We start from the raw sequence: 24114 nt of genomic DNA, 5'->3' as shown, positions 1-24114 counted from the left end.
ACCTGGCGCGCGTCACGCCTCGTCGCGCGCCAGGGCGAGCAGCCGGTCCAGGACGCGGGGGCCGCCGGTCCGGACGCCGTCGTGCTCGAACTCGTCGGTGACCCAGGTGCGCAGGCCGCGGATCGCCCGCGCGGTCTCCAGGGAGTGGGGCGTGTGGACGTACATGTCGTCGTGGTAGACGGCCGCCGCGGCCGGGACCTCGTTCACCGCGAGCCGTGCCGGGTCGTACAGCGGCGTCCAGTCGGTGCGCGCGGCGAGGAGTGCGGCGGTCTCGCGCAGGGGGCGCAGCGCCGGGTCGCAGTCGAACATCCAGGGGTGGATGGTCTCACCGGTGAACAGCAGCGGCTCGTCGCCGGCGAGCGTCTTGGCCGCGTCGAACCGCGGGAACTCGGCCCGTACGCGTTCGGCCGACCAGGCGGTGGGCCGGGTGTCCTGGCCGTAGATCGCCTCGTGGACCAGTGCGTACAGCGGGTGGCCGGCGTAGGACAGCAGGGCCTGCACCTGCTCCTGGAAGGCGTCGGACAGGGCGGGGCCACCCGGGGTGGGGACGAAGGCGTCCTCCAGGAGGTGGTGCAGCCGGTGGCTTCCGTCGCCGCTGCCGAGCATCCGGCCGAGGGACTGGAACGCCTCGACGGTGAACCGGTAGCCGTTCGGGAGCACGACGTCGTGGGTGAGGAGGTGGTCGGCGATGCGCCGGGCGCGTTCGACGTCCTGCGGATAGCGGGCGTAGTGGGCGGCGACCTTGCGTTCGACGCGCGGGTAGGCGGCCCGGTAGACGTCGTCGGCGTGCGCGCCGAGGGAGGGCAGGCCGCCGGTGACGAGCGCGGTGTCGAGGCCCTCGGGGGCCGTGGACAGGTAGGCGACGGTGCAGAAGCCGCCGAAGCTCTGGCCGAGCACGGTCCACGGGGCGCCGCCGGTCACCTGGGGGCGGATGGCCTCGCAGTCGCGCACGATGGAGTCGGCGCGGAAGAGGGCGAGGTAGCCGGCCTGCTCGGCGGGGCCGCCGCGCAGCGGGAGCGTCTGCCGGTTGGCGGGGGTGGAGTGGCCGGTGCCGCGCTGGTCGAGGAGGAGCACCCGGTATTCCTCCAGGGCGCGGCCGAGCCAGGCCTCCTTCCCGACGAAACGGTTCGCCCCGAAGCCGGGGCCGCCCTGCAGGTACAGCAGCCAGGGCAGGTCCCGGCCGGCCTTGTCGCCGGCGACGACCTCCCGCGCGTACAGCTCGATCGTCTCCCCCGAGGGCTCGTCGTGATCGAGGGGCACGGTGAAACGGCGGTCGGTGAGGACCACTCCGGGCTGACGGTAGCTGACGGGCAACGGAACTCCCGGGACGGACGGATGGTCGGATCGCGACCCAGTTCAGCACATGGTCCCGGGGCCGACGAGCCCGGGATCCCGCGGACGCGCCGCTCAGCGGGCCGAGAGGCTGGAGCGCCGGACCACCAGTTCGGGGCGGAGGACGACCCGGCGGTGCTCGTGCGGCTGCTGCGCGCGGTCGCTCTCGGTCTCCTCCAGCAGCAGCTCGGCCGCCAGGGCGCCCATGGTGACGGCGGGCTGGCGCACCGAGGTGAGCGGCACGGCCGCCGCGGCGGCGAACTCGATGTCGTCGTAGCCGACGATCGCCAGATCGTCGGGGACACCGACCCCGGCCGCGTACATCGCCTGGAGCACGCCCAGGGCGAGCAGGTCGTTGGCGCAGAACACGGCGGTCGGGCGGTCGGCGAGTCCGAGGAGGCGGGCGCCCGCGTCACGCCCGGCGGCGACGTCCAGCCGTTCGGTGGGCAGCTCGCGCAGGCGGTCGGGCCCGAGCCCGGCCTCGGCGAGGGCGTTCAGGGCGCCGGTGCGGCGGTCCCGGACCTGGTTGAGTCCGGGCGGGCCGCTGACGTACGCGAGGGAGCGGTGCCCGGCGTCGACGAGGTGCCGCACGGCCAGCGCGCCGCCCGCCACGTCGTCCACGGAGACGGAGCACTCGGTGGTGCCCTCGGCGACCCGGTCGACCAGCACGAAGGGGATGCCGTGCCGGCGGAACGCCTCGATGTTGCGGCCGGTGGCGTCCGCCGGGGTGAGCAGCACGCCCCGCACCCGCTGCTCGGCGAAGAGGGACAGGTACTCGGCCTCCTCCCCCGGGTCCTGGGCGCTGTTGCAGACCATCACGCCGAGCCCGGCGGCGCGCGCGGCGCGTTCGGCGCCGCGCGCGACGTCGACGAAGAAGGGGTTGCCCATGTCGAGGACGAGCAGGCCCATGATGCGGCTGCGGCCGGCACGCAGCTGGCGGGCGGACTCGCTGCGGACGTAGCCGAGCCGGTCTATGGCGGACTGCACCCGCGCCCGGGTCTCGGCCGCGACCGTGTCCGGGCGGTTGATCACGTTGGAGACCGTGCCGACGGAGACTCCGGCGACGCGGGCGACGTCCTTGATACCCACCGACTGGGCCATCGGGCTGGGACCTCCAGGGAGACGGGGGGCGGCGCGGCGGGCCATCACATTACCCGCACGGCCGCCCGGTACCGGTCATGGTCGTGCGTCGTCCCCTCGCGGGCTCCGTCGTCAGGCGAGGTGGAAGATCTCGGTCAGCGGTTTCATCGCCCCGTCGGGGCGGGAGCCGTCGAGGGCCTCGAAGAGGGGGGACATCTCGGCCTGCCAGCGGGCGTTGACCTCGGTGGCCTCCATGCCGTTCCTGGCCGCTTCGAAGTCCTCGGTCTCCAGGTAGCCGACGAGGAGGCCGTCGTCGCGCAGGAAGAGGGAGTAGTTGTGCCAGCCGGTGGCCGAGAGCGCCTCGCGCATCTCGGGCCACACGGCGGCATGGCGTGCGCGGTACTCGGCGATCCGGTCCTGTCGGACCTTGAGCAGGAAACAGACGCGTTGCATGAGGTACCGCTCCTCCAGGGGGAGTCAGAAGTCGAACTGGTCGATGTTCCCGGCGTTGAACACGGTGGGCTTGCCGAGGGTGATCACGCCGTCCTTGCCGATGGTGTACTCGCCCATCGCGCCGGCGGTGAAGGTCTCGCCCTCCTTGCCGGTGATCTGCCCGGAGGCCAGTGCGATCGCGGTGCGGCCGGCCAGTTCACCGAGCTTCGCCGGGTCCCAGAGCTCGAACGCCTCGACGGTGCCGTTCTTGACGTAGGTGCGCATGTCGTTGGGGGTGCCCAGGCCGGTCAGCTTGACCTTGCCCTTGTACTTGGAGCCGGACAGGTACTGGGCCGCCGCCTTGATGCCGACGGTGGTCGGGGAGATGATCCCCTTCAGGTCGGGGTACTCCTGGAGCAGTCCCTGGGTCTGCTGGAAGGACTGCTGGGCGTCGTCGTTGCCGTAGGCGACCTTGACCAGCTCGATGTCCTTGTACTTGGGGTCCTCGAGCTCCTCCTTCATGAACTCGATCCAGGTGTTCTGGTTGGTGGCGGTCTGCGCGGCGGACAGGATCGCGATCTCGCCCTTGTAGCCGATCTGTTCGGCGAGCAGCTGCACCTCGGTGCGGCCCAGGTCCTCGGCGGACGCCTGCGAGATGAAGGCGTTGCGGCAGTCGGCGGTGGTGTCGGAGTCGTAGGTGACGACCTTGATGCCGTTCTTCATGGCCTGCTTGAGCGCGGTGCACAGGGCGCCGGGGTCCTGCGCGGAGACGGCCATGGCGTCGACCTGCTGCTGGGTGAGGGTGTTGACGTAGGAGACCTGGCCGGCGGTGTCGGTGGCGCTGGAGGGGCCTACCTCCTTGTAGGTGGAGCCCAGTTCCTTCACGGCCTTCTCCCCGCCCTTGTCGGCGGTGGTGAAGTAGGGGTTGTTGACCTGCTTGGGCAGGAAGCCGACCGTCAGGCCCTTCCTGGTCTCGGCGTTCGGGTCGGCCTCGCCCGCCGAGGCGGCCGCGCCGCCCTCGTTGCTGACGTCCTCCTTGGTGGTGCCGCCGCAGGCGGTGGCGGCCAGGGCCAGCGAGGTGACGGCGGCGAGCGCCGCGCAGGTACGGCTCAGGGATGCCTTGCGCATGGTGGGTTCCTCAGGGGTGGGAGGGGTTCAGGGAGTCGGTGCGGGCGTAGTGGGCGGCGGTGGTGCGGGCGCCGCGGCCCGGCGTCCGGCGCGTGCGGCGGCGATCTGCCGGGCGACGCGGGGTCCGAGCACGGACAGCACCAGCAGCACTCCGGTGACGACGATCTGCGACTGCGCGGAGACGTCCTTCAGGCTCATCACGTTCTGCAGCGCGCCCAGCAGGAACACACCGGCGACCGCACCGCCGAGCGTGCCCTTGCCGCCGTCGAAGTCGATCCCGCCGAGCAGCACGGCTGCCACGACGGAGAGTTCGAGGCCGGTGGCGTTGTCGTACCGGGCGCTGGCGTAGTGCAGCGCCCAGAAGACGCCGGTGAGGGCCGACATCAGGCCGGTCAGGGTGAACAGGATGAGCTTGTGCCGCTTGACGCGGATGCCGGCGAACCGCGCCGCCTCCTCGCTCGCGCCGATCGCGAACAGCGACCGGCCGAACGGGGTGGCGTGCAGGGCGACTACGGCGATGGCGAGCAGCACCGTGAACGGCAGGAAGGCGTACGGGACGAAGGTGTCGCCGATGCGTCCGGCGGCGAAGTCCAGGTACGGGACGGGGAAGTCGGTGACCGCGTCGGAGCCCAGCACGATCTGCGCGATGCCCCGGTAGGCGGCGAGCGTGCCGATGGTCACGGCGAGGGACGGCAGTCCGAGCCGGGTCACCAGCAGGCCGTTGACCAGGCCGCAGACGACGCCGGTCAGGAGGCAGACCGGGATGATCGTCTCGATGGCCATGCCCTGGTTCCACAGGGCTCCCATGACCGCGCCGGACAGGCCGGCGGTGGAGGCCACGGACAGGTCGATCTCACCGGAGACCACGAGCAGGGTCATGGGCAGGGCGATCAGCGCGATCGGCAGGGTGTTGCCGATGAGGAACGACAGGTTGAGCGCGTTGCCGAAGCCGTCGACGGTGGTGAAGGACAGCAGCAGGACCACGACGAGCAGGGCGCCGACGGCCGTGTCCCACCTCGACGAGGCGGACCAGCGGCTCGTGCGCGTGAGGGACTCAGGCATGGCGGGCGTTCCTCTTCTTCAGGGCGGAGGCCACGCGCAGCGCGACGATCCGGTCGACCGCGATGGCGAGGATGAGCAGGACGCCGTTGATGGCGAGCACCCACACGGAGCTGACGCCGAGGGCGGGCAGCACGCTGTTGACGGAGGTCAGCAGCAGCGCGCCGAGCGCCGCGCCGTAGACGCTGCCGGAGCCGCCGGTGAAGACCACGCCGCCGACGACGACCGCGCTGACGACGGTGAGTTCGTAGCCGGTGCCGGTGCCGGAGTCGACGTTGCCGAACCGGGCCAGGTACAGGGCGCCGGCGAGGCCGGCGAGGGCGCCGCAGAAGGTGTACGCGGCGAGGATCCGCTTGCGGACGGGGATTCCGGCGAGCCGGGCGGCCTCCGGGTTGGAGCCGAGCGCGTACAGCTCGCGCCCGCTGCCGAAGTGCTTGAGGTAGTACGCCGTCGCCACCAGCACCGCGAGGGCGATGAGCGCCAGGTAAGGCACCGCCGAGACGCCGCCGGAGCCGAAGTCGGCGAACCCGCTCGGGAGGTCGGCGGCCGTGATCTGGCGGGAGCCGACCCAGATGGAGTCGAGGCCGCGGATGATGTACAGCGTGCCGAGGGTGACGACGAGGGCGGGCACCTGACCGAGGCTGACGAGCAGGCCGTTGAGGAGGCCGAAGCCGACGCCGAGCAGGACGGCGAGGGCGACGGCGACGACCGGGTTCCCGCCGTCCTGGAGGTAGAGGCCGGCGGCGAAGGCGCTGATGCCGAGCGTGGAGCCGACGGACAGGTCGACGTTGCGGGTGATGACGACCAGGGACTGGCCGGTGGCGACGAGGACCAGGATGGTCGCGTTCAGCAGCAGGTCCTTGATGCCCTGTTCGGACAGGAACGCGCTGTTGCCGGCCTGGGTCACGCCGATCATCACCAGGAAGACGACCAGGATGGCGAGTTCACGCATCCTGAAGACGCGGTCGGCCAGCCGGGTGGCGCCGGCCCCGGACGCCTCGGCGGCGGGGGCTTCTTCGGGAGCGGCGACCGTCATGCGGCGGCCCTCCCCGTGGCCGCGGCCATGACGGTCTCCTCGGTGGCGTCGGTGCGGGGGATCTCCGCGGCGAGCCGGCCCTCGTGCATCACCAGCACGCGGTCGGCCATGCCGAGGATCTCGGGCAGGTCGGAGGAGATCATCAGGACGGCGACGCCGTCGGCGGCCAGCTGCGACAGCAGCCGGTGCACCTCGGCCTTGGTGCCGACATCGATGCCGCGCGTGGGCTCGTCCACGATCAGCACCTTCGGGCCGGTGGCGAGCCACTTGGCGAGGACGACCTTCTGCTGGTTGCCGCCGGACAGGGTGTTCACGGTGTCGGCGAGGCGGGCGTACTTGACCTGGAGCCTGACGGCCCAGTCGAGGGAGCGGCTGCGTTCGGCGCCGCGGTCCATCAGCCCGGCCCGCACGGTCGTACGGAGTCCGGTGAGGCCGATGTTGCGCTCGATGGACATGTCCATCACCAGGCCCTGGGCGCGCCGGTCCTCGGGGACCAGGGCGAGGCCCGCGGCCATGGCGGTGGACGGGGCGCCGTTGGTGAGCCGGCGCCCGTCGATCTCCACCTCCCCGGCGTCCCAGCGGTCGATGCCGAAGACCGCGCGGGCGACCTCGGTGCGGCCGGCGCCGACCAGCCCGGCCAGCCCGACGATCTCACCGCGCCGCACGTCGAAGGAGACGTCGGTGAAGACGCCCTCGCGGGTCAGCCGGCGCACGCTCAGGGCGATTGTGCCCGGCGTCACGTCCTGCTTGGGGTAGAGCTCCTCGAGGTCGCGGCCGACCATGCGGCGCACCAGGTCGTCCTCGGTCATGCCGTCCAGTGGTTCGCTCGCGATCCAGGCGCCGTCGCGCAGGGTGGTGACCCGCCGGCAGATCTCGAAGATCTCCTCCAGGCGGTGCGAGATGAACAGCACGGCGGCGCCCTGGTCGCGCAGGGCGCGCACGACGCCGAAGAGACGGGCGACCTCGCTGCCGGTGAGGGCGGCGGTGGGCTCGTCCATGATCAGGACGCGGGCGTCGAAGGAGAGCGCCTTGGCGATCTCCACGATCTGCTGGTCCGCGATGGACAGGCCGCGGGCCGGGCGGTCCGGGTCGAGTTCGACCCCGAGCCGCTTCATCAGGGCGGCGGTCGCGTCACAGGTGGCCCGGTGGTCGATCCGGCCGAAGGCCCGCCGCGGCTGCCGGCCCACGAAGATGTTCTCGGCGATCGACAGGTCGGGGAAGAGCGTGGGCTCCTGGTAGATGACGGCGATGCCGGCGTCGCGGGCGTCGCCGGGGCCGTGGAAGACGACCGGCGCGCCGTCGAGCAGCACCTGGCCGGCGTCCGGCCGGTGCACTCCCGCGAGGGTCTTGATGAGGGTCGACTTGCCGGCTCCGTTCTCCCCGGCGAGGGCGTGCACCTCCCCGGGAAACAGCTCCAGGGAGACGTCCCGCAGCGCACGCACCGCGCCGAAGGACTTGGAGATGCCCTTGAGCGCGAGAACCGGGGCCGGACCCGTGTCGGGCGGGTGGGTCATGAGGGCTCCTCGACGACGTCGGCGGGCTCGGCCCTGGCGACGTCGTGAAAGGTTTCAAATGGGTTGCCGGGACGTTAGGCGCGCGACGCATGTCACGTCAATGGGTCCCGGTCGAAAAACTTTCGACAGCTTCAGGTCACACCGTGGCCGTGGAGAGCGGTGCGCGCCGGAGGGGTTGACACCTCTTCGAGAGCGCCATAGCTTCCCGTTCTGAATCGTTTCACTCCGTGGTCGTCACGACCCGATGTCACAGGAGCCCTGACGTGACCGAGCTCGCCGCGGCGAAAGCCGCTTTGAAGACCCAGGCAGTCGAGACGCCGTCGTGGGCGTACGGGAACTCGGGGACCCGTTTCAAGGTGTTCGCACAGCAGGGCGTCCCGCGCACTCCCCAGGAGAAGCTGGACGACGCGGCCAAGGTGCACGAGTTCACCGGGGTCGCGCCGACCGTGGCGCTGCACATCCCGTGGGACAAGGTCGAGGACTACGCGGCGCTGGCCCGGCACGCCGAGGACCGCGGGGTGCGGCTCGGCACCATCAACTCCAACACCTTCCAGGACGACGACTACCGGCTGGGCAGCATCTGCCACCCGGACGCGGCGGTGCGCAGGAAGGCCGTGGACCATCTGCTGGAGTGCGTCGACATCATGGACGCGACCGGCTCCCGGGACCTCAAACTGTGGTTCGCCGACGGGACGAACTACCCCGGCCAGGACGACGTCAGGGCACGGCAGGACCGGCTCGCCGAGGGGCTGCGCGAGGTGTACGAGCGGCTCGGCGAGGGGCAGCGGATGCTGCTGGAGTACAAGCTCTTCGAGCCGGCGTTCTACACCACGGACGTGCCGGACTGGGGGACCGCCTACGCGCACTGCCTGAAGCTCGGTGAGAGGGCCCAGGTCGTGGTCGACACCGGCCACCACGCTCCGGGGACCAACATCGAGTTCATCGTCGCGACGCTGCTGCGGGAGGGGAAGCTCGGCGGGTTCGACTTCAACTCGCGGTTCTACGCCGACGACGACCTGATGGTGGGGGCGGCGGATCCGTTCCAGCTGTTCCGGATCATGTACGAGGTGATCCGAGGGGGCGGATTCACCCCCGGGGTGGCGTTCATGCTGGACCAGTGCCACAACATCGAGGCGAAGATCCCGGCGATCATCCGCTCCGTGATGAACGTTCAGGAGGCGACGGCCAAGGCGCTGCTGGTGGACCGGTCGGCGTTGGCCGAGGCCCAGCGGGCCGGGGACGTGCTCGAGGCCAACGCCGTGCTGATGGACGCGTACGACACGGATGTGCGGCCGCTGCTGCGTGAGGTGCGGGAGGAGATGGGGCTGGACCCCGAGCCCCTTGCCGCGTACCGGCGGTCCGGGTGGGCCGAGAAGATCGTCGCCGAGCGGGTCGGCGGGGAGCAGGCGGGGTGGGGGGCGTGAGCGTCTGCCGGGTTTCCGTCCGTTGCGGGCTGCCCGCCCTCTGCGGCTGGTCGCACAGTTCCCCGCGCCCATAGGGACATGCACTCACCTTCTTCTACGTAAGGACTGGACCTTCCATGGCCACCCATCCCGAAGCTGCCGCTCTCCTCGACAGGTCGCACCGCCTCGGTGCCGATCCCCGCAACACCAACTACGCGGGCGGCAACACCTCCGCCAAGGGCACCGGAACCGACCCCGTCACCGGGGGCGACGTCGAGCTGATGTGGGTCAAGGGGTCCGGTGGGGATCTCGGGACACTGACCGGTGCGGGGCTGGCCGTGCTGCGGCTGGACCGGCTGCGGGCGCTCGCCGGCGCGTACCCGGGTGTCGGGCGCGAGGACGAGATGGTCGGGGCGTTCGACTACTGCCTGCACGGCAAGGGGGGCGCCGCGCCCTCGATCGACACCGCCATGCACGGACTCGTCGACGCCGCCCACGTGGACCACCTCCACCCCGACTCCGGGATCGCGCTGGCCTGCGCCGCCGACGGGGAGAAGCTGACCGCCGAATGCTTCGGGGACACCGTGGTGTGGGTGCCGTGGCGGCGGCCCGGGTTCCAGCTCGGGCTGGACATCGCCGCCGTGAAGGAGGCCAACCCGCAGGCCGTGGGGTGCGTGCTCGGGGGCCACGGGATCACCGCGTGGGGTGACACCTCAGAGGAGTGCGAGCGGAACTCGCTGCACATCGTCCGCACCGCCGAGACCTTCCTCGCCGCGCGCGGCCGGCCGGAGCCGTTCGGACCGGTGATCGAGGGGTACGAGGCGCTGCCCGCGGCCGAGCGGCGGGAGCGGGCCGCCGCGCTGGCCCCGTACGTGCGGGCCGTCGCCTCGCAGGACCGGGCCCAGGTCGGTCACTTCGACGACTCCGACGCCGTACTGGACTTCCTGGCCCGCGCCGAGCACCCGCGGCTGGCCGCGCTGGGCACCTCCTGCCCGGACCACTTCCTGCGCACCAAGGTGCGGCCGCTGGTCCTCGACCTGCCGCCGTCCGCCCCGCCGGCCGAGGCGGTCGCCCGGCTGAAGGAGCTGCACGCGGCCTACCGTGCGGAGTACGCCGCCTACTACGCGCGGCACGCCGGACCCGACTCCCCCGCGATGCGCGGGGCCGACCCGGCGATCGTGCTGGTGCCGGGCGTGGGCATGTTCAGCTTCGGCAAGGACAAGCAGACCGCGCGGGTGGCCGGCGAGTTCTACCTCAACGCGGTCAGCGTGATGCGCGGCGCCGAGGCGGTCTCCACCTACGCGCCGATCGAGGAGTCGGAGAAGTTCCGCATCGAGTACTGGGCGCTGGAGGAGGCCAAGCTCCAGCGGATGCCGAAGCCCCGGCCGCTCGCCACCCGGGTGGCGCTGGTGACGGGTGCCGGCAGCGGGATCGGCAGGGCGATCGCCCAGCGGCTGGCGTCCGAGGGCGCCTGCGTGGTGGTGGCCGACCTGAACGGGGAGAACGCGGCCCGCGTCGCCGAGGAGCTGGGCGGGTCCGACCGGGCCGTCGCCGTGACCGTCGACGTCACCGACGAGGAGCAGATCGCCGCCGCCTTCCGGGCCGCCGTCCTCGCCTTCGGCGGGGTCGACCTGGTGGTGAACAACGCCGGGATCTCGATCTCCAAGCCGCTGCTCGAGACGTCCGCGAAGGACTGGGACCTCCAGCACGACATCATGGCCCGCGGCTCCTTCCTCGTCTCGCGCGAGGCCGCCCGTGTGATGATCGCGCAGGAGCTGGGCGGCGACATCGTGTACATCGCGTCGAAGAACGCGGTGTTCGCCGGCCCGAACAACATCGCCTACTCCGCGACCAAGGCCGACCAGGCCCATCAGGTGCGGCTCCTGGCCGCCGAACTGGGCGAGCACGGGATCCGGGTCAACGGTGTGAACCCGGACGGTGTGGTGCGCGGTTCCGGGATCTTCGCGGGCGGCTGGGGCGCCCAGCGCGCGGCCGTCTACGGGGTGCCGGAGGAGAAGCTGGGCGAGTTCTACGCGCAGCGGACGCTGCTGAAGCGGGAGGTGCTGCCCGAGCACGTGGCGAACGCCGTGTTCGCGCTGACCGGCGGCGATCTCACCCACACCACCGGACTGCACGTCCCGGTCGACGCCGGCGTCGCCGCCGCGTTCCTGCGATGAGCACCGCCGTGAAGTCGTACGCCGCGGTCGACCTCGGCGCGTCCAGCGGGCGTGTCATGGTCGGCCGCGTCGGCCCCGGCAGCCTGGAGCTGACCGAGGCCCACCGCTTCCCGAACCGGCCGGTCCGCGTGCCCGAGGGGCTGCGCTGGGACGTCCTGGGACTGTACGCGGGGGTGCTCGACGGACTGAGGGCGGCGGGGCGGGCCGACTCGGTCGGCATCGACAGCTGGGCGGTGGACTACGGGCTGCTGGACGCGGACGGGGCGCTGCTCGGCAACCCGGTGCACTACCGCGACAGCCGTACGGACGGTGTCGCCGAGAAGGTGTGGGCGACGGTGCCCGCCGAGGAGCTGTACGCGGCGACCGGTCTGCAGTACGCACCGTTCAACACCCTGTACCAGTTGACGGCGGCTCGCGGCTCGGCCCAACTCGACCGGGCGCGACGGCTTCTGCTCATACCCGATCTGCTGACCTACTGGCTCACCGGTGAGCAGGGCACGGAGCTGACCAACGCCTCGACCACCCAGCTGATCGATCCGCGCACCCGGGACTGGGCGCACCCGGTCGCCGAGCGGCTGGGCGTCGACCTCGGCATGTTCGCGCCGCTGCGCCGGCCGGGGGATCCGGCCGGGGTACTGCGGCCGGAGGTCCTGGAGGAGACCGGGCTCACCGGGCCGGTCCCGGTGACGGCGGTCGGCTCGCACGACACCGCGTCCGCGGTGGCGGCGGTGCCGGCGGACGGTGAGCGGTTCGCGTACATCTGCACCGGCACCTGGTCGCTGGCCGGGCTGGAACTGGACGCACCGGTACTGACCGAGGAGAGCCGGGCCGCCAACTTCACCAACGAGCTGGGGCTGGACGGCACGGTCCGCTACCTGCGCAACATCATGGGCCTGTGGCTGCTCCAGGAGTGCCTGCGGGCCTGGGACGAACCCGATCTCGGCGCGCTGCTGCCGGCGGCCGCGAAGGTGCCGGCGCTGCGGTCGGTGGTGGACGCCGGGGACGCGGCGTTCCTCGCGCCGGGGCGGATGCCGGAACGGATCGCCGACGCCTGCCGGGACTCGGGACAGCCGGTGCCGGCCACCCGCGCCGAGGTCACCCGCTGCATCCTGGACTCCCTCGCCCTGGCCCACCGCAAGGCCGTCGAGGACGCACAGCGGCTCGCCGGACGGGCCGCCGACGTCGTGCACATCGTGGGCGGCGGCACCCGCAACGCCCTGCTGTGCCAGCTCACCGCCGACGCCTGCGGGCTGCCGGTGGTGTCCGGGCCGACGGAGGCGGCGGCGCTGGGCAACGTCCTGGTGCAGGCCCGTGCGCACGGCCTGGTCGGCGACCTCCCCGGGATGCGGCGGCTGCTCACCCGCACCCAGCCGCTGACGAGGTACGAACCGCGCGGCGGCACCCGGCGGTGGCAGGCGGCGCAGGCCCGGCTCGCCCGGGGCTGACGGGGGTCTCCCCCGTGCCGTCACTCCCGCACTACCCTGCATTCACCCGATGACCGACCCCACGAGGAGCCGCGATGCGTGTCGCCCTGTTCCTGACCTGCGTCAACGACACGCTCTATCCGGACACCGGACGCGCCGTGGTGAAACTCCTGACCAGACTGGGCGTCGACGTCGACTTCCCCATGGCGCAGACCTGTTGCGGTCAAGCCCACTACAACACCGGGTACCGGCACGAGGCGGAGCCGATGGCCCGGCACTTCTCCGATGTCTTCGGTGACTACGAGGCGATCGTGACGCCGTCCGGGTCGTGCGGGGCGATGGTGCGGGAGCTGTATCCGCGGATGGGTGAGCGGGCCCGGGCGGAGGGGCGCGGGGACACCCTCGCAGCGACCCTGGCACCGGTGGTGCCGAAGACGTACGAGCTCACCGAGTTCCTGGTGGACGTGCTGGGGGTGACGGACGTGGGGGCGTACTACCCGCACAGGGTGACCTACCACCCGACCTGTCACGGGCTGCGCGTACTGGGCCTGGGCGAGCGGCCGTTGCGGCTGCTGCGCGCGGTCAAGGGGCTGGAGCTGGCCGAACTGCCGGGCGCGGACGAGTGCTGCGGTTTCGGCGGCACCTTCGCGCTGAAGAACTCCGACGTCTCGGCGGCGATGGGCGCCGACAAGGTGCGCAACGCCGGGTCGACGGGTGCCGAGGTGCTGTGCGCGGCGGACAACTCCTGCCTCATGCACATCGGAGGAACGATGACCAGGCTGCGCACCGGCATGCGGCCGGTGCACATCGCGGAGATCCTGGCGAGCACGGAGGAGGAGCCGGCCGTATGAGCGGGACGTTCGTCGGGATGCCTCAGTTTCCCCCGCCCACCCACCCGGCGTTCCCGGAGGCGGCGCGGGACGCCGTGCGGGACGGCACCCTGCGCGGCAATCTCAGGCACGCCACGCACACCATCCGGGCCAAGCGCGCGAAGGCCGTCGCGGAACTGCCCGACTGGGCGGAACTGCGGGAGGCGGGCAAGCGGATCAAGGATCACACGCTCCGGCATCTCGACCACTACCTCGAGATGCTGGAGCGGTCCGTGACGGCCGCGGGCGGCACCGTGCACTGGGCCGCGGACGCCGGCGAGGCGAACCGGATCGTTACGCGGCTGGTCAAGGAGACCGGTGAGCCGGAGGTCGTCAAGGTCAAGTCGATGGCCACGCAGGAGATCGGCCTGAACGAGGCGCTGGAAGCGGAGGGCATCCGCGCCTACGAGACCGATCTGGCCGAGCTGATCGTGCAGTTGGGCAAGGACCAGCCCTCGCACATCCTGGTCCCGGCGATCCACCGCAACCGCGGGGAGATCCGGGAGATCTTCGCCCGGGAGATGGGCGAGTGGGGCCGTCCCGCCCCGGAAGGGCTGTCGGACACCCCCGCGGAGCTCGCCGAGGCGGCGCGACTGCACCTGCGGGAGAAGTTCCTGCGCGCCGAGGTCGGCATCTCGGGTGCCAACTTCATGGTCGCCGAGACCGGCACCCTGGTGGTCGTGGAGTCCGAGGGCAACGGGCGGATGTGCCTGACCCTGCCCGAGACCCTGATCTCCGTCGTCGGCATCGAGAAGATCGTGCCCTCCTGGCGGGACCTGGAGGTGTTCCTGCAGACCCTGCCCCGCTCCTCGACCGCCGAGCGGATGAACCCGTACACGTCGATGTGGACGGGGACGACGGAGGAGGACGGACCGCGGACCTTCCACCTGGTGCTGCTGGACAACGGCCGCACCGACACGCTCGCCGACGAGGTGGGCCGCCAGGCGCTGCGCTGCATCCGCTGCTCCGCCTGCCTGAACGTGTGCCCGGTGTACGAGCGGGCCGGCGGTCACGCCTACGGCTCGGTCTATCCGGGACCGATCGGCGCGATCCTCAGCCCCCAACTGCGCGGCACGGGCAGCGACATCGACGCCTCCCTGCCGTACGCGTCCTCGCTGTGCGGGGCCTGCTACGACGTCTGCCCGGTCGCCATCGACATCCCCGAGGTGCTGGTGCACCTGCGGGAGCGGGTGGCCCAGGGCGGAGAGGTGACCCGGGGCGGCAACAAGGTGGTGCTCAAGCCGGCCAAGGGACACGCCGCCGAGCGCGCGGCGATGCGCGCCGCCCGCTGGGCGTTCGCGCACCCCGCGGCCCTGCGCGCCGGCCAGCGCCTCGCCTCGCGCACCCGCCGGCTCCATCCGCGCACCCTGCCGGGCCCGGGCCGGGCGTGGAGCGGCACCCGGGATCTGCCCCCGGTGCCGGCGGAGCCGTTCCGGGACTGGTGGCAGCGTACGCGGGGCGGGAAGGGAGCGGCCGAGTGAGCAGCAGGGAACGGATTCTGGGCCGGGTGCGGCGCGCCCTCGCCGACGTACCGGGGGACGACACCCCGTACGAGCGGGCGGTCGACCGTGACTATCGGCGCGAGCACGGGGCGCGCACCGTCGAGGAGACGGTGGACCTGCTCGCGGAGAACCTGGCCGACTACCGGGCGCTCGTGCACCGTACCGACGCGGCCGGACTGGCCGGTGTGATCGCCGGGCTGCTCGCGGCGCGCGGCGCGTCGTCGGTGCTCGTGCCGCCCGGCCTCGACGCGGGCTGGCTCGCCTCTGCGGAGGTGACGCGGGTCGCGGACCGGGCGGAGAGCACCCCGCGGGAACTGGACCGGGTGGAGAGCGTGGTCACCGGCTGCGCGCTCGCCATCGCCGAGACCGGCACCCTCGTCCTGGACGGATCCCCCGACCAGGGCCGGCGCCGCATCACCCTCGTCCCCGACCACCACATCTGCGTGGTCCGCGTCCCCGACCAGGTGGTCTCCTCCGTCCCGCAGGCCCTCGAACGCCTCGACCCGGCCCGCCCGCTCACCTGGATCTCCGGCCCGTCGGCGACCAGCGACATCGAACTCGACCGGGTGGAGGGCGTGCACGGCCCGCGCACCCTGGAGGTCGTGCTGGTCGGGTGAGGACCCGCGGGGTGTCTCCGGGTTCCGGGTTCCCACCCCCGTCCGGTTCCGCCTCTCGTGGGGCACGGCTGTCCCGACCGCGTGACAAGGTGGGTGAGCAAGCGCTTGGATAGGTCCGGACATCCCACGGGTGTCCGGACGGTGCCGCCGCGGTGTCCGGCGCCTTCGTTCCCGCGCACGGCCGGAGGACCCTGTTGTTCACTTCTGTCGACGACGTCTCCGCGCGACTCGCCGAGACCGGATACCTGGCGTCGCCCGCGGTCGCCACGACCGTCTTCCTCGCCGACCGTCTCGGCAAGCCGCTGCTGGTGGAAGGGCCGGCGGGGGTCGGCAAGACCGAGCTCGCCAAGGCCGTCGCCCAGGTCGCCGGGGCCCGGCTGGTCCGGCTCCAGTGCTACGAGGGCGTGGACGAGTCGCGGGCGCTGTACGAGTGGAACCACGCCAAGCAGTTGCTGCGGATCAGCGCCGGCAAGGACGAGACGTGGGACGAGGCGCGCACCGACATCTTCGGCGAGGAGTTCCTGCTGCCCCGTCCGCTGCTCACCGCGATCCGCGGCGACGACGCCAAGGTGCTGCTGATCGACGAGACCGACAAGGCGGACGTGGAGGTCGAGGGGCTGCTCCTCGAGGTGCTCAGCGACTTCCAGGTCACCGTTCCGGAGCTGGGCACCGTCACCGCGACCCGTCGGCCGTTCGTGGTCCTCACCTCCAACGCGACCCGGGAGCTGTCCGAGGCGCTGCGCCGCCGCTGCCTGTTCCTGCACATCGGCTTCCCCGACGCGGAGCTGGAGCGGCGGATCGTGCGGCTGAGGGTGCCGGGCATCGACGCGGCGCTGGCCGAGTCCGTCGTCCGGGTGGTGGGTGCGCTGCGGGCGATGGACCTGCGGAAGGCTCCGTCGGTCGCGGAGACCGTCGACTGGGCCCGCACTCTGCTGGCCCTGGGCACCGGCACGCTGGACGAGACGGTCGTGCGCGACACCCTGGGCGTGATCCTCAAGCACCAGGACGACATCCAGAAGGCGGCGGCCGACCTCGACCTGGACGCCCGGTGAACGCGCTCGCGGATCCGGATCTCGCCGCCCGGCTGACCGGCCTGGTCGACGCGCTCCGCGTCCACGGCCTGCGCGTCGGCACCAGCGAGAGTGTGGACGCGGCCCGGGCGGTGGAGGCGCTGGGGCTCGCCGACCGGGAGCTGCTGCGGGAGGGGCTGGCGGCGACCCTGCTGCACGGCACCGCCCAGCGCCCGGTGTTCGACGCGGTCTTCGACCTGTACTTCCCGCGCATGGTCGGGGTGCCGGAGGGCGGGCCGGCGGACCGGGACCATCTGCGCGAGCGGCTGGCGGCGGCCCTCGCCGACAACGACAGCGCTCTCCTGGCCCGGTTGGCGGTGGAGGCGGTCGACGGCTTCGGCGGATACGGGAGTTCACCGGGGTCGGACGGCTGGTCGTCGTACCAGACGCTGGACCGGCTGCGTCCGCAGACGCTGCTGGCCCGGGTGCGGGACGAGGCGCGGGGGCGGGACGGGGCGGAGGGGTTCGGCGACCGGCTGCTGGAGGACGAGATCCGGCGGCGCATCGAGGAGTTCCGGCGGATGGTGGCCGCGGAGGCGCGGCGCCGGGTGGCGGAACGGCGCGGCCGGGACGAGGTCGCCCGGCGGGCGGTGGCCCCGAGCGCCGACCGCGTCGACTTCCTGTTCGCCGGGAAGGACCGGCTGGCCGAACTGCGCCGGACGGTGCAGCCCCTGGCCCGGAAGCTGGCGACCCGGCTGGCGGCCCGCCGCCGCAGGGCCGCGCGCGGCAGCATCGACCTGCGGCGGACGCTGCGCGGCTCGCTGTCGACCGGAGGGGTGCCGATGCGGCCCGTGCTGCGCCGGCGACGGCCCGCCCGGCCCGAACTGGTGCTGCTGTGCGACGTGTCGGGCTCGGTGTCCGGGTTCTCCGACTTCACGATGCTGCTGGTGCAGGCGCTGCACGACCAGTTCTCCAAGGTGCGCGTGTTCGCCTTCGTCAACCGGATCGACGAGGTGACCGGTCTCCTGGTGCACGGCGCCGCCGATCCGGAGGGTCTGGGCGCGCGCATCCGGGCCGAGGCGGCCCTCACCGGCTGGCACGGCAGCAGCGACTACGGCACGGCGCTGGGCGGGTTCACGCGACGGTACGCCGATGCCGTGGGATCGCGCACCACGGTGTTCGTCCTCGGTGACGCCCGCACCAACAGGGCCGACCCGAACCTGCCGGCCGTACGCGAACTGTCCCGCCGCGCCCGGCGGATCCACTGGCTGAATCCCGAGCAGCGCTCCCGCTGGGGCACCGGCGACTCCGCGGCCCCCGAGTACGCGGAGCTGGTGGACATGTACGAGTGCCGCACCGTACGCCAGCTCGACGCACTGGTGGGACGACTGCTGCCGGTGTGATCCGGCCGTCCTGGGGCGACCGCTCGTCGGCCGTGGGACGCGGCGGGCCTGCCGGAGTTCCGCTCGGGCCCCGGAGCCGCGCGAGGGGCCCCGGGCGCCGTCACCGGGCCCCGGCGTGCCTCCCGGTCGGGGCCCCCGTACGACGCCGGGGTCGCCCCCGGCGCTGCGGGGGCTCCACGCGGCCGCTGACCGGGCGATCCACCCGGCCCCTTCAGCCGTTCCATACGGTACGGACCCGGTCCGCGTACTCGGCGGCCTGTCGGAATCCCGCACGGGCCGCTTCCGGGACACGGGACGGGTCCAGGGCGTTGGTGCCGAAGGCCCGGCGTGCCTGCCGGTCGGGCACCAGGAGCACGGCACGGACGCCACCCGCGGTCAGCGCGGCCACCTGGTCGACGGCGCTCGGGCTCGCTCCGGGCCCCTTGGGGACCGGGGCCAGGACCACGACCCGCCGGCAGTCGTCCACCAGGTCCGCGTTGGTGGTGGAGCGCACGCCACCGTCCATCCAGCGCCCGTCGCCGATCGTGACCGGCGGGAACAGGGGCGGCAGGGCGCAGGTGGCCGCCAGGGCCCGCAGCAGGCCGACGCCGCTGCCTGCGTGGAAGCCCTCGGTCCGGCCGGTGAGCGCGTCCGTGGCGAAGAACCGCAGGGGCCGCTCCGGCCATTGACGGACGGGCAGGTGAGGGCGGATCACGTCGCACACATCGGCTTCGGAGACACCGCGCACCGACAGGGCGAGTCGTCCCAGCCGTTCGACCACCTTCTCCGGGTCGCGTGAACCGAGGGCGGCCCACAGGTACCTGACCGTCATGCCCAGCGTGAAGTCCACGTCGAGCAGGACGCGCTCGCCGCCGACCTGCTCCTCGTACAGGTCGGCCGGTGCCGCTCCCGCCGCCAGATCCAGTGCGAGCAGCGAGCCCGCCGAGGTACCGGCCAGCACTCCGGCGCCGGTGAGGTCCGCTCCGGCCTTCGCCAGTCCCGCCAGTATTCCGGTCTCCCAGGCGTAGGCGGTCAGCCCGCCCCCGCCCAGCACCAATCCCGTCCCGAACACGCCTCCCCCTCGAACGGGGACCTGTCCCCGTTTTCATGGAGGAGGCTAACACGCAGCGGGGACAGGTCCCCGTCTGCGCTGGGCTCAACCCGGTGGGGCCACCCGCTCAGCTCGGAGAAGACGCACCTTCGCTACCGCGTCATACGCTGGTCGGCCTTGGCGTACTTCTCGGCCATGACGCCCGCGAAGTCGTACAGCACGACCCGTTCGTCCCCGACGACCCACGCGTCGTGTCCCGGGGTGCAGACGAAGACGTCCCCCGGACCGACCTCGCCCTCGGCGCCGTCGTCCATCCGGATGCGCAGACGTCCCTGGACCACGCAGCAGTTGTGGTGGATCTGGCAGCTCTCCGTCCCGGCGATCGGGCCGACGGACTCGGACCAGCGCCACCCCGGCTCGAAGGTGGCCACGGCGAAGTCCAGCCCCGTCATGTGGACGGCTTCGAGATACCCCCTCGGGAAATCGCGTCGCTCATCGGGCTTCTCCAACATCTTGACCTCGAGCATGCCCCTGCTCCCTTCCGCTTCCCCCCACCACTTCATCCTCCGTCCGACCACTCGGGGCCGCCATTCGGGTGGATTCCGTCCTGCCGGCCGTCAGACGGCCGGGCCGCAGAGCCGGGCGAACCGCTCGGCGTCGACGTTGCCCCCGGAGAGGATCACGCCGACCCGGGGCGGGAGCGGGCCCGCGCGACCGGTGAGCAGCGCGGCGAGCGGGGTGGCTCCGCTGGGCTCCAGCACGATCTTCAGGCGCTCGAAGGCGAACCGCATCGCCTCCCTGATCTCGTCGTCCCCGACCAGCACGATCCCGTCGAGGAGGCGCCGGTTGACCGAGAAGGTCAGTTCGCCCGGGGTGTGCAGGGCCTGGCCGTCGGCGATGGTGCGCGGGACGGGGACGGTGACGCGCCGGCCCGCCTCCAGGGACCTCTTGGTGTCGTCGCCGGTCTCGGGTTCGACGCCGATGACCCGGGTGGCGGGGTACAGGCCCTTGACGGCGGTGGCGCTTCCGGCGATCAGTCCACCGCCGCCGACCGGTGCGAGCAGGGCGCCGAGCTCCCCCGCCGCTTCGATGAGTTCGAGGGCCGCCGTGCCCTGCCCCGCCATCACGTGCGGGTGCTCGTAGGGCGGGACGAGGGCCAGTCCCCGCTCGGCGGCGAGGGCCTCGGCGACGGCCACCCGGTCGCCGGTGTACCGGTCGTAGGTGACGACCTCCGCCCCGTACCCCTCGGTGGCCGCCCGCTTCGACGGCGGGGCGTCCTCGGGCATGACGACGACGGCGGTGGTGCCGAGTTCCCGGGCGGCCAGGGCGACGGCCTGCGCGTGGTTGCCGGAGGAGTAGGCGGCGATGCCCCGGGACAACTGGTCGGGAGCGAGCCGGGATGCGGCGTTGTAGGCGCCGCGGAACTTGAACGCGCCGACGCGCTGGAAGTTCTCGCACTTGAGGTGGACCTCGGCGCCGACGAGCGCGTCCAGGGTGCGGGAGCGCAGGACGGGGGTGCGGTGGGCGACGCCTTCGAGGCGTGCCGCGGCGGAACGGACGTCGTCGAGGGTGATCGGCGGGGTGGTGGTCGTCACGCGGTGCCTCCGGTGTCGGTCGGGTCGGCGGTCGTCCTGGAGCGGGAGAGGTAGCTGTACGCCGAGGCACGGGAGATGCCGAGCCGGCCGGCGACCTGCTCGACCGCCCGCCGCACGGCGAAGACACCGCGCGCGTCCAGGTCCCGGAAGAGCAGCAGGCGCTCCTCGCGGTCGAGCTGGGCCCAGCCGCGGTGCAGGCGCGACCGGTGGTCGTCGACGATGGCCCCGACCACGGAGTCGATGTCGTCGCCGAAGGTGGTCGTCGGTGGTTCCGCCGGCCCGGTGCCGAGGCCGGCGAGCGCGCCGAGCAGCGCGTGCGCCTCCCCCACGGCGGTGACGTCGAGGTTGACGCACAGGGCGCCGAACACGGCTCCCGTGGGGTCCCGCAGCACCATCGTGGAGGACTTCACGAGTGTGCCGTCGCCGGTTCTGGTGAGGTAGTTGAGCTCGTCGGCGGCCTCGTCGCCGCGGGCGAGCACCCGCATGCCGATCTCGCTCATCGCCCCGCCCACCGTCCGCCCGGTCACCGACCCGGCCACGGCGACCACCGACCCCTCCGGACGCCGGTAATCGTGCAGCACCACCTCGCACAGCGGTCCGAACGTCGCCGCGATCCCGTCGACGACGGGCAGCATCGCGGCGAGGATCGCGTCCCGCTGGGCGTCCCGTGCCGGTCCGGTCTCCATGAGCACCTCCCCCTTCTCCACCGGACACCCTACGTGGACTACACGTCCAGCGTCTGGATTTTTCGTCCAGTCAGGTCCGGGACCTGTGACCCATCGGCTCGGAGCGGGCCGACGCGGGACCGCCGGCCTCGGCCGGCGGTGCGGGGCGGCGGAATACCGCGGCACCCGGGTCCGTTGTCGGCCTCGAAGGAGGACACGAGTGGACACCAGGTACTACGACCACGGAACGCCGGCCGAGCGCTGGGAGCGTGCCGGGATGTTCTTCGACGCCAAGGACTACACCGCCGCCGCGCGCGTCCTGGACTCCCTGGTCGAGGAGGTGCCGGAGCAGACCGGCCCGCGGCTCCTGCTGGCGCGCGCCTATTACCACTCGGCCCAACTGCGTCGTGCGGAAGCCGAGTTGAAGGTGATCGTGGAGCGCGACCCGGTGGAGCACTACGCCCGGCTGATGCTCGGGCGCACCCTCCAGCGGCAGGGGCGCGACGCGGAGGCCCGCCCGCATCTGCGCATCGCCGCCGCGCTGGGCGGCGAGTTCGACGAGGAGTAGCCCGCCGGGGGTGGCCCGGCTCCCGTTTCGGGGCCGGGCCACACGCACGCGGGACCGGCGGCGCCGCGCCCAGCCGTCACCGCACCGCCGGGCCGCCTCCGTACGTACGCCGCCCGCGCCGGTGGGCGATCTCGCCGAGCACGATGTCGACGGCGAGGAACACCGCCAGGGGAACGCCGAGCAGGGGGACGAAGTAGCCCAGGACGGCGATCAGCGCCAGCAGCGGGACGAGGACGTACGGCGGCACCTGCTGCCATGCTCCCCGCGGCACCGGCCGCCCGAAGGCGGAACCCCGGCCGCGCTGCCACCACATGCGGTAGCCCCACAGGATCAGCAGGATCAGGGCCGAGGCGAGCGCCATCAGCGCGATCTGGTTGGGCAGGCCGAACAGGCTGCCGGTGTGCAGGTCGATGCCCCAGCGGGTCAGTTTGGCGAGGACCGGGTAGTCGGCGAAGCGCAGGACGTCGGTGACCTCGCCGGTGGCGGGGTCGACGGCGACGGAGTCCTGCTTCTCGGGCCAGCTGCGCTGGACCTGCCTCACGACGTAGGCGGAGGCCTCGTCGGCGGGCGGCACGATCTCCACCGGGTCGTCCAGGCCCTCGGCCCGTGCGGCCGCGAACACCTCGTCCAGGCCCACTCCGTGCGCCGCGTCGCCCGCGGGACCGGCGGCCGGTCCGTGGCCCGCGTGCTCGCCGCCCGCAGCGGCCGACACCGAGGGGGTTTCCTGGCCGAGTGAGGTGCGCAGGTCGCCGATGTTCGCGCCGGCGTAGGTGGACCAGGTGAGTCCGGTCGCCGAGAGGAAGACGAAGCCGATCGCGGCCCAGGCGCCCACACCGCCGTGCAGACCCAGCGTGCGGCGCCGGCCGGCGGTGCCGCGCACCTTGCGCAGGGCACGGCGGCGGGAGAACCACAGCACCAGGCCGCCACCCGCGATCACCCACAGCCAGCTGGCCGCGAACTCGCTGTAGAGACGGCCGGTTTCACCGAGGTGCAGATCGCGGTGGAACTCGTCGACCCAGGTGCGCAGGGGCAACGCGCCCGAGGAGCCGTACTGTTCCAGCTCGCCGCGCACCTCCCCGGTGTAGGGGTCGACGAACACGGCCAGCGTGTGGTCGGGGTCGACGCCCGGTATGCCGGACAGCATCACCCTGGTGGTCGCGTCCGACTCGGCTGAGGGGCGCACGGCGGCGATCGTGCCGTCGGGGTGGGCCTTGCGGGCGGCGGCGACCTGTTCGGAGACCGGGAGCGCGCGGTCGCCGGCGGGGACGGTCAGCTCGTGGTCGTAGACGATCCTCTCGGCCTGGAAGGAGGCGGCGTAGAGCAGGCCGGTGAGGGCGGCGACGAGGAGGAACGGTGCCACCACCACGCCCGCGTAGAAGTGCAGGCGCAGGACGAGCGGGCGCAGGCCGGCCCACGCGCCCTTCCTCGCGGCTGCGGGTGCGGGGGGTCGGGGGGCCTCGTCCGTGGTGGCCGAGGGAGCGGCGGTCATCGGTGGGGTTCTCCCGGGGGCGTCTGAGCGGGCATGGCGGTGCAGTAGTCGAGCCGGCGGGACGCCGGGTTCCCGGGGAGGGGCTGTGACCTGCGCCACAAGCGGTGCGCGTGCGATCCTGACGGCATGGAAATTCCGGACACCCGCGCACCCTTGGCCGAGCGGATCGAGCAACTGCTGGCCGTCGAGGGGCCGTTGCCCATCGTCGCGGCCGGTGACCCGGTGCTGCGGAGCGGGACCGAGCCGTACGACGGGCAGTTGGGGTCGTCCCTGCTGGCCCGGTTCGTGCAGGCGCTGCGCGTCACCATGCGCGCGGCGCCGGGAGTCGGCTTGGCCGCGCCGCAGGTCGGGGTGGCGCTGCGGATCGCGGTGATCGAGGACCCCGCGCCCGTCCCGGAGGAGGTGCGCCTGGTGCGCGGGCGGGTCCCGCAGCCGTTCCGGGTCCTGGTCAATCCGGCGTACGAGCCGGTCGGCACCGGGCTGGCCGCGTTCTTCGAAGGGTGTCTGAGCGTGCCGGGGTACCAGGCGGTGGTGGCGCGGGCCGCGCGGGTGCGGCTGACCGGGCAGGACGAGCACGGGCGGGCGCTGGACGAGGTGTTCGACGGCTGGCCCGCCCGGATCGTCCAGCACGAGACGGACCACCTCGACGGCACCCTGTACCTGGACCGGGCCGAACCGCGCTCGCTCTCCACCCATCAGGCCGCGGCGGAGCACTGGCCGCAGCCGACGCCGGAACGGGCGGCGCGAGCATTGGGATTCGACCTTCCCTAGGGCCGGTCCC

Annotated in this window: 22 protein-coding genes; 10 read left to right on the top strand and 12 right to left on the bottom strand. The window is 72.8% G+C overall.

All coding sequences use genetic code 11. The annotated features are described in order from the left end of the window. Positions 1 to 12 precede the first annotated feature (12 nt). The 7 genes from ACZ6A9_RS15850 to ACZ6A9_RS15820 all read right to left on the bottom strand — a co-directional run bounded on the left by ACZ6A9_RS15850 (position 13) and on the right by ACZ6A9_RS15820 (position 7581). Entirely contained in the window at positions 13 to 1314 is a 1302-nt protein-coding gene (locus tag ACZ6A9_RS15850) for an alpha/beta fold hydrolase (RefSeq protein ID WP_468985050.1), read from the bottom strand. A gap of 93 nt (positions 1315 to 1407) precedes the next feature. Continuing rightward, a complete protein-coding gene (locus ACZ6A9_RS15845) occupies positions 1408 to 2433 on the bottom strand; it encodes a LacI family DNA-binding transcriptional regulator (protein ID WP_468985047.1) in 1026 nt (341 codons plus the stop codon). A gap of 111 nt (positions 2434 to 2544) precedes the next feature. After that, positions 2545 to 2865 carry an L-rhamnose mutarotase gene (locus ACZ6A9_RS15840; RefSeq protein ID WP_468985045.1) on the bottom strand — a complete coding sequence of 107 codons (321 nt, stop codon included), beginning with the start codon at positions 2863 to 2865 and terminating at the stop codon, positions 2545 to 2547. Positions 2866 to 2889: 24 nt separating this feature from the next. Next, positions 2890 to 3972 (bottom strand): rhamnose ABC transporter substrate-binding protein, encoded by a 1083-nt coding sequence (gene rhaS, locus ACZ6A9_RS15835; RefSeq protein ID WP_468985042.1) that lies wholly within the window; start codon positions 3970 to 3972, stop codon positions 2890 to 2892. Between the two features lie 27 nt (positions 3973 to 3999). Continuing rightward, positions 4000 to 5034 (bottom strand): ABC transporter permease, encoded by a 1035-nt coding sequence (locus ACZ6A9_RS15830; protein ID WP_468985039.1) that lies wholly within the window; start codon positions 5032 to 5034, stop codon positions 4000 to 4002. Continuing rightward, complete coding sequence (locus ACZ6A9_RS15825; RefSeq protein ID WP_468985036.1) at positions 5027 to 6067, bottom strand: ABC transporter permease; 1041 nt, start codon at positions 6065 to 6067, stop codon at positions 5027 to 5029. The genes ACZ6A9_RS15830 and ACZ6A9_RS15825 overlap by 8 nt, the downstream gene beginning before the upstream one ends. Beyond that, positions 6064 to 7581 (bottom strand): sugar ABC transporter ATP-binding protein, encoded by a 1518-nt coding sequence (locus tag ACZ6A9_RS15820; RefSeq protein WP_468985033.1) that lies wholly within the window; start codon positions 7579 to 7581, stop codon positions 6064 to 6066. Before ACZ6A9_RS15820 ends, ACZ6A9_RS15825 begins: the two co-directional genes overlap by 4 nt. Before the next feature lie 263 nt (positions 7582 to 7844). Here ACZ6A9_RS15820 and rhaI point away from each other — a divergent pair, with 263 nt between their 5' ends. The 8 genes from rhaI (at position 7845) to ACZ6A9_RS15780 (ending at position 17986) form a co-directional block, all read left to right on the top strand. Then, positions 7845 to 9005: an L-rhamnose isomerase gene (gene rhaI, locus ACZ6A9_RS15815; RefSeq protein WP_468985029.1), complete on the top strand. Its 1161-nt coding sequence runs from the start codon at positions 7845 to 7847 to the stop codon at positions 9003 to 9005. A 116-nt stretch (positions 9006 to 9121) separates the two neighbouring features. After that, complete coding sequence (locus ACZ6A9_RS15810; RefSeq protein ID WP_468985026.1) at positions 9122 to 11161, top strand: bifunctional aldolase/short-chain dehydrogenase; 2040 nt, start codon at positions 9122 to 9124, stop codon at positions 11159 to 11161. After that, on the top strand, positions 11158 to 12606 hold the full coding sequence (locus ACZ6A9_RS15805; RefSeq protein WP_468985024.1) for a rhamnulokinase: 1449 nt from the start codon (positions 11158 to 11160) through the stop codon (positions 12604 to 12606). Before ACZ6A9_RS15810 ends, ACZ6A9_RS15805 begins: the two co-directional genes overlap by 4 nt. Positions 12607 to 12680: 74 nt before the next feature. Next, positions 12681 to 13436, top strand: a complete 756-nt coding sequence (locus tag ACZ6A9_RS15800; RefSeq protein ID WP_468985021.1) for a (Fe-S)-binding protein — start codon at positions 12681 to 12683, stop codon at positions 13434 to 13436. Then, entirely contained in the window at positions 13433 to 14935 is a 1503-nt protein-coding gene (locus tag ACZ6A9_RS15795) for a LutB/LldF family L-lactate oxidation iron-sulfur protein (protein ID WP_468985018.1), read from the top strand. Before ACZ6A9_RS15800 ends, ACZ6A9_RS15795 begins: the two co-directional genes overlap by 4 nt. Further along, positions 14932 to 15573 (top strand): LutC/YkgG family protein, encoded by a 642-nt coding sequence (locus ACZ6A9_RS15790; protein ID WP_468985016.1) that lies wholly within the window; start codon positions 14932 to 14934, stop codon positions 15571 to 15573. Before ACZ6A9_RS15795 ends, ACZ6A9_RS15790 begins: the two co-directional genes overlap by 4 nt. Before the next feature lie 194 nt (positions 15574 to 15767). Next, on the top strand, positions 15768 to 16625 hold the full coding sequence (locus ACZ6A9_RS15785; RefSeq protein WP_468985013.1) for an AAA family ATPase: 858 nt from the start codon (positions 15768 to 15770) through the stop codon (positions 16623 to 16625). Next, complete coding sequence (locus ACZ6A9_RS15780) at positions 16622 to 17986, top strand: vWA domain-containing protein (RefSeq protein ID WP_468985010.1); 1365 nt, start codon at positions 16622 to 16624, stop codon at positions 17984 to 17986. The genes ACZ6A9_RS15785 and ACZ6A9_RS15780 overlap by 4 nt, the downstream gene beginning before the upstream one ends. Before the next feature lie 211 nt (positions 17987 to 18197). Here ACZ6A9_RS15780 and ACZ6A9_RS15775 read toward each other — a convergent pair whose 3' ends face one another. The 4 genes from ACZ6A9_RS15775 to ACZ6A9_RS15760 all read right to left on the bottom strand — a co-directional run bounded on the left by ACZ6A9_RS15775 (position 18198) and on the right by ACZ6A9_RS15760 (position 21297). After that, a complete protein-coding gene (locus tag ACZ6A9_RS15775; RefSeq protein ID WP_468985008.1) occupies positions 18198 to 19037 on the bottom strand; it encodes a patatin-like phospholipase family protein in 840 nt (279 codons plus the stop codon). A 131-nt stretch (positions 19038 to 19168) separates the two neighbouring features. Beyond that, complete coding sequence (locus ACZ6A9_RS15770; protein ID WP_468985005.1) at positions 19169 to 19543, bottom strand: cupin domain-containing protein; 375 nt, start codon at positions 19541 to 19543, stop codon at positions 19169 to 19171. A 90-nt stretch (positions 19544 to 19633) separates the two neighbouring features. Next, positions 19634 to 20611 (bottom strand): pyridoxal-phosphate dependent enzyme, encoded by a 978-nt coding sequence (locus ACZ6A9_RS15765; protein ID WP_468985002.1) that lies wholly within the window; start codon positions 20609 to 20611, stop codon positions 19634 to 19636. Then, entirely contained in the window at positions 20608 to 21297 is a 690-nt protein-coding gene (locus ACZ6A9_RS15760; protein WP_468985000.1) for a helix-turn-helix transcriptional regulator, read from the bottom strand. Before ACZ6A9_RS15760 ends, ACZ6A9_RS15765 begins: the two co-directional genes overlap by 4 nt. Before the next feature lie 199 nt (positions 21298 to 21496). Between ACZ6A9_RS15760 and ACZ6A9_RS15755 the strand changes: the two genes are divergently transcribed. After that, complete coding sequence (locus ACZ6A9_RS15755) at positions 21497 to 21844, top strand: tetratricopeptide repeat protein (protein WP_468984997.1); 348 nt, start codon at positions 21497 to 21499, stop codon at positions 21842 to 21844. 76 nt (positions 21845 to 21920) lie between these two features. Here ACZ6A9_RS15755 and ACZ6A9_RS15750 read toward each other — a convergent pair whose 3' ends face one another. Next, positions 21921 to 23333 (bottom strand): PepSY-associated TM helix domain-containing protein, encoded by a 1413-nt coding sequence (locus ACZ6A9_RS15750; RefSeq protein WP_468984995.1) that lies wholly within the window; start codon positions 23331 to 23333, stop codon positions 21921 to 21923. A gap of 126 nt (positions 23334 to 23459) precedes the next feature. On the opposite strand from ACZ6A9_RS15750, the gene ACZ6A9_RS15745 reads away from it, so the two are divergent. After that, positions 23460 to 24104 carry a peptide deformylase gene (locus ACZ6A9_RS15745; RefSeq protein WP_468984993.1) on the top strand — a complete coding sequence of 215 codons (645 nt, stop codon included), beginning with the start codon at positions 23460 to 23462 and terminating at the stop codon, positions 24102 to 24104. The last annotated feature ends 10 nt before the right edge of the window (positions 24105 to 24114 follow it).

Source organism: Streptomyces sp. NPDC041124, from assembly GCF_055592385.1.
This window is presented reverse-complemented; position numbering and strand designations above follow the sequence as displayed.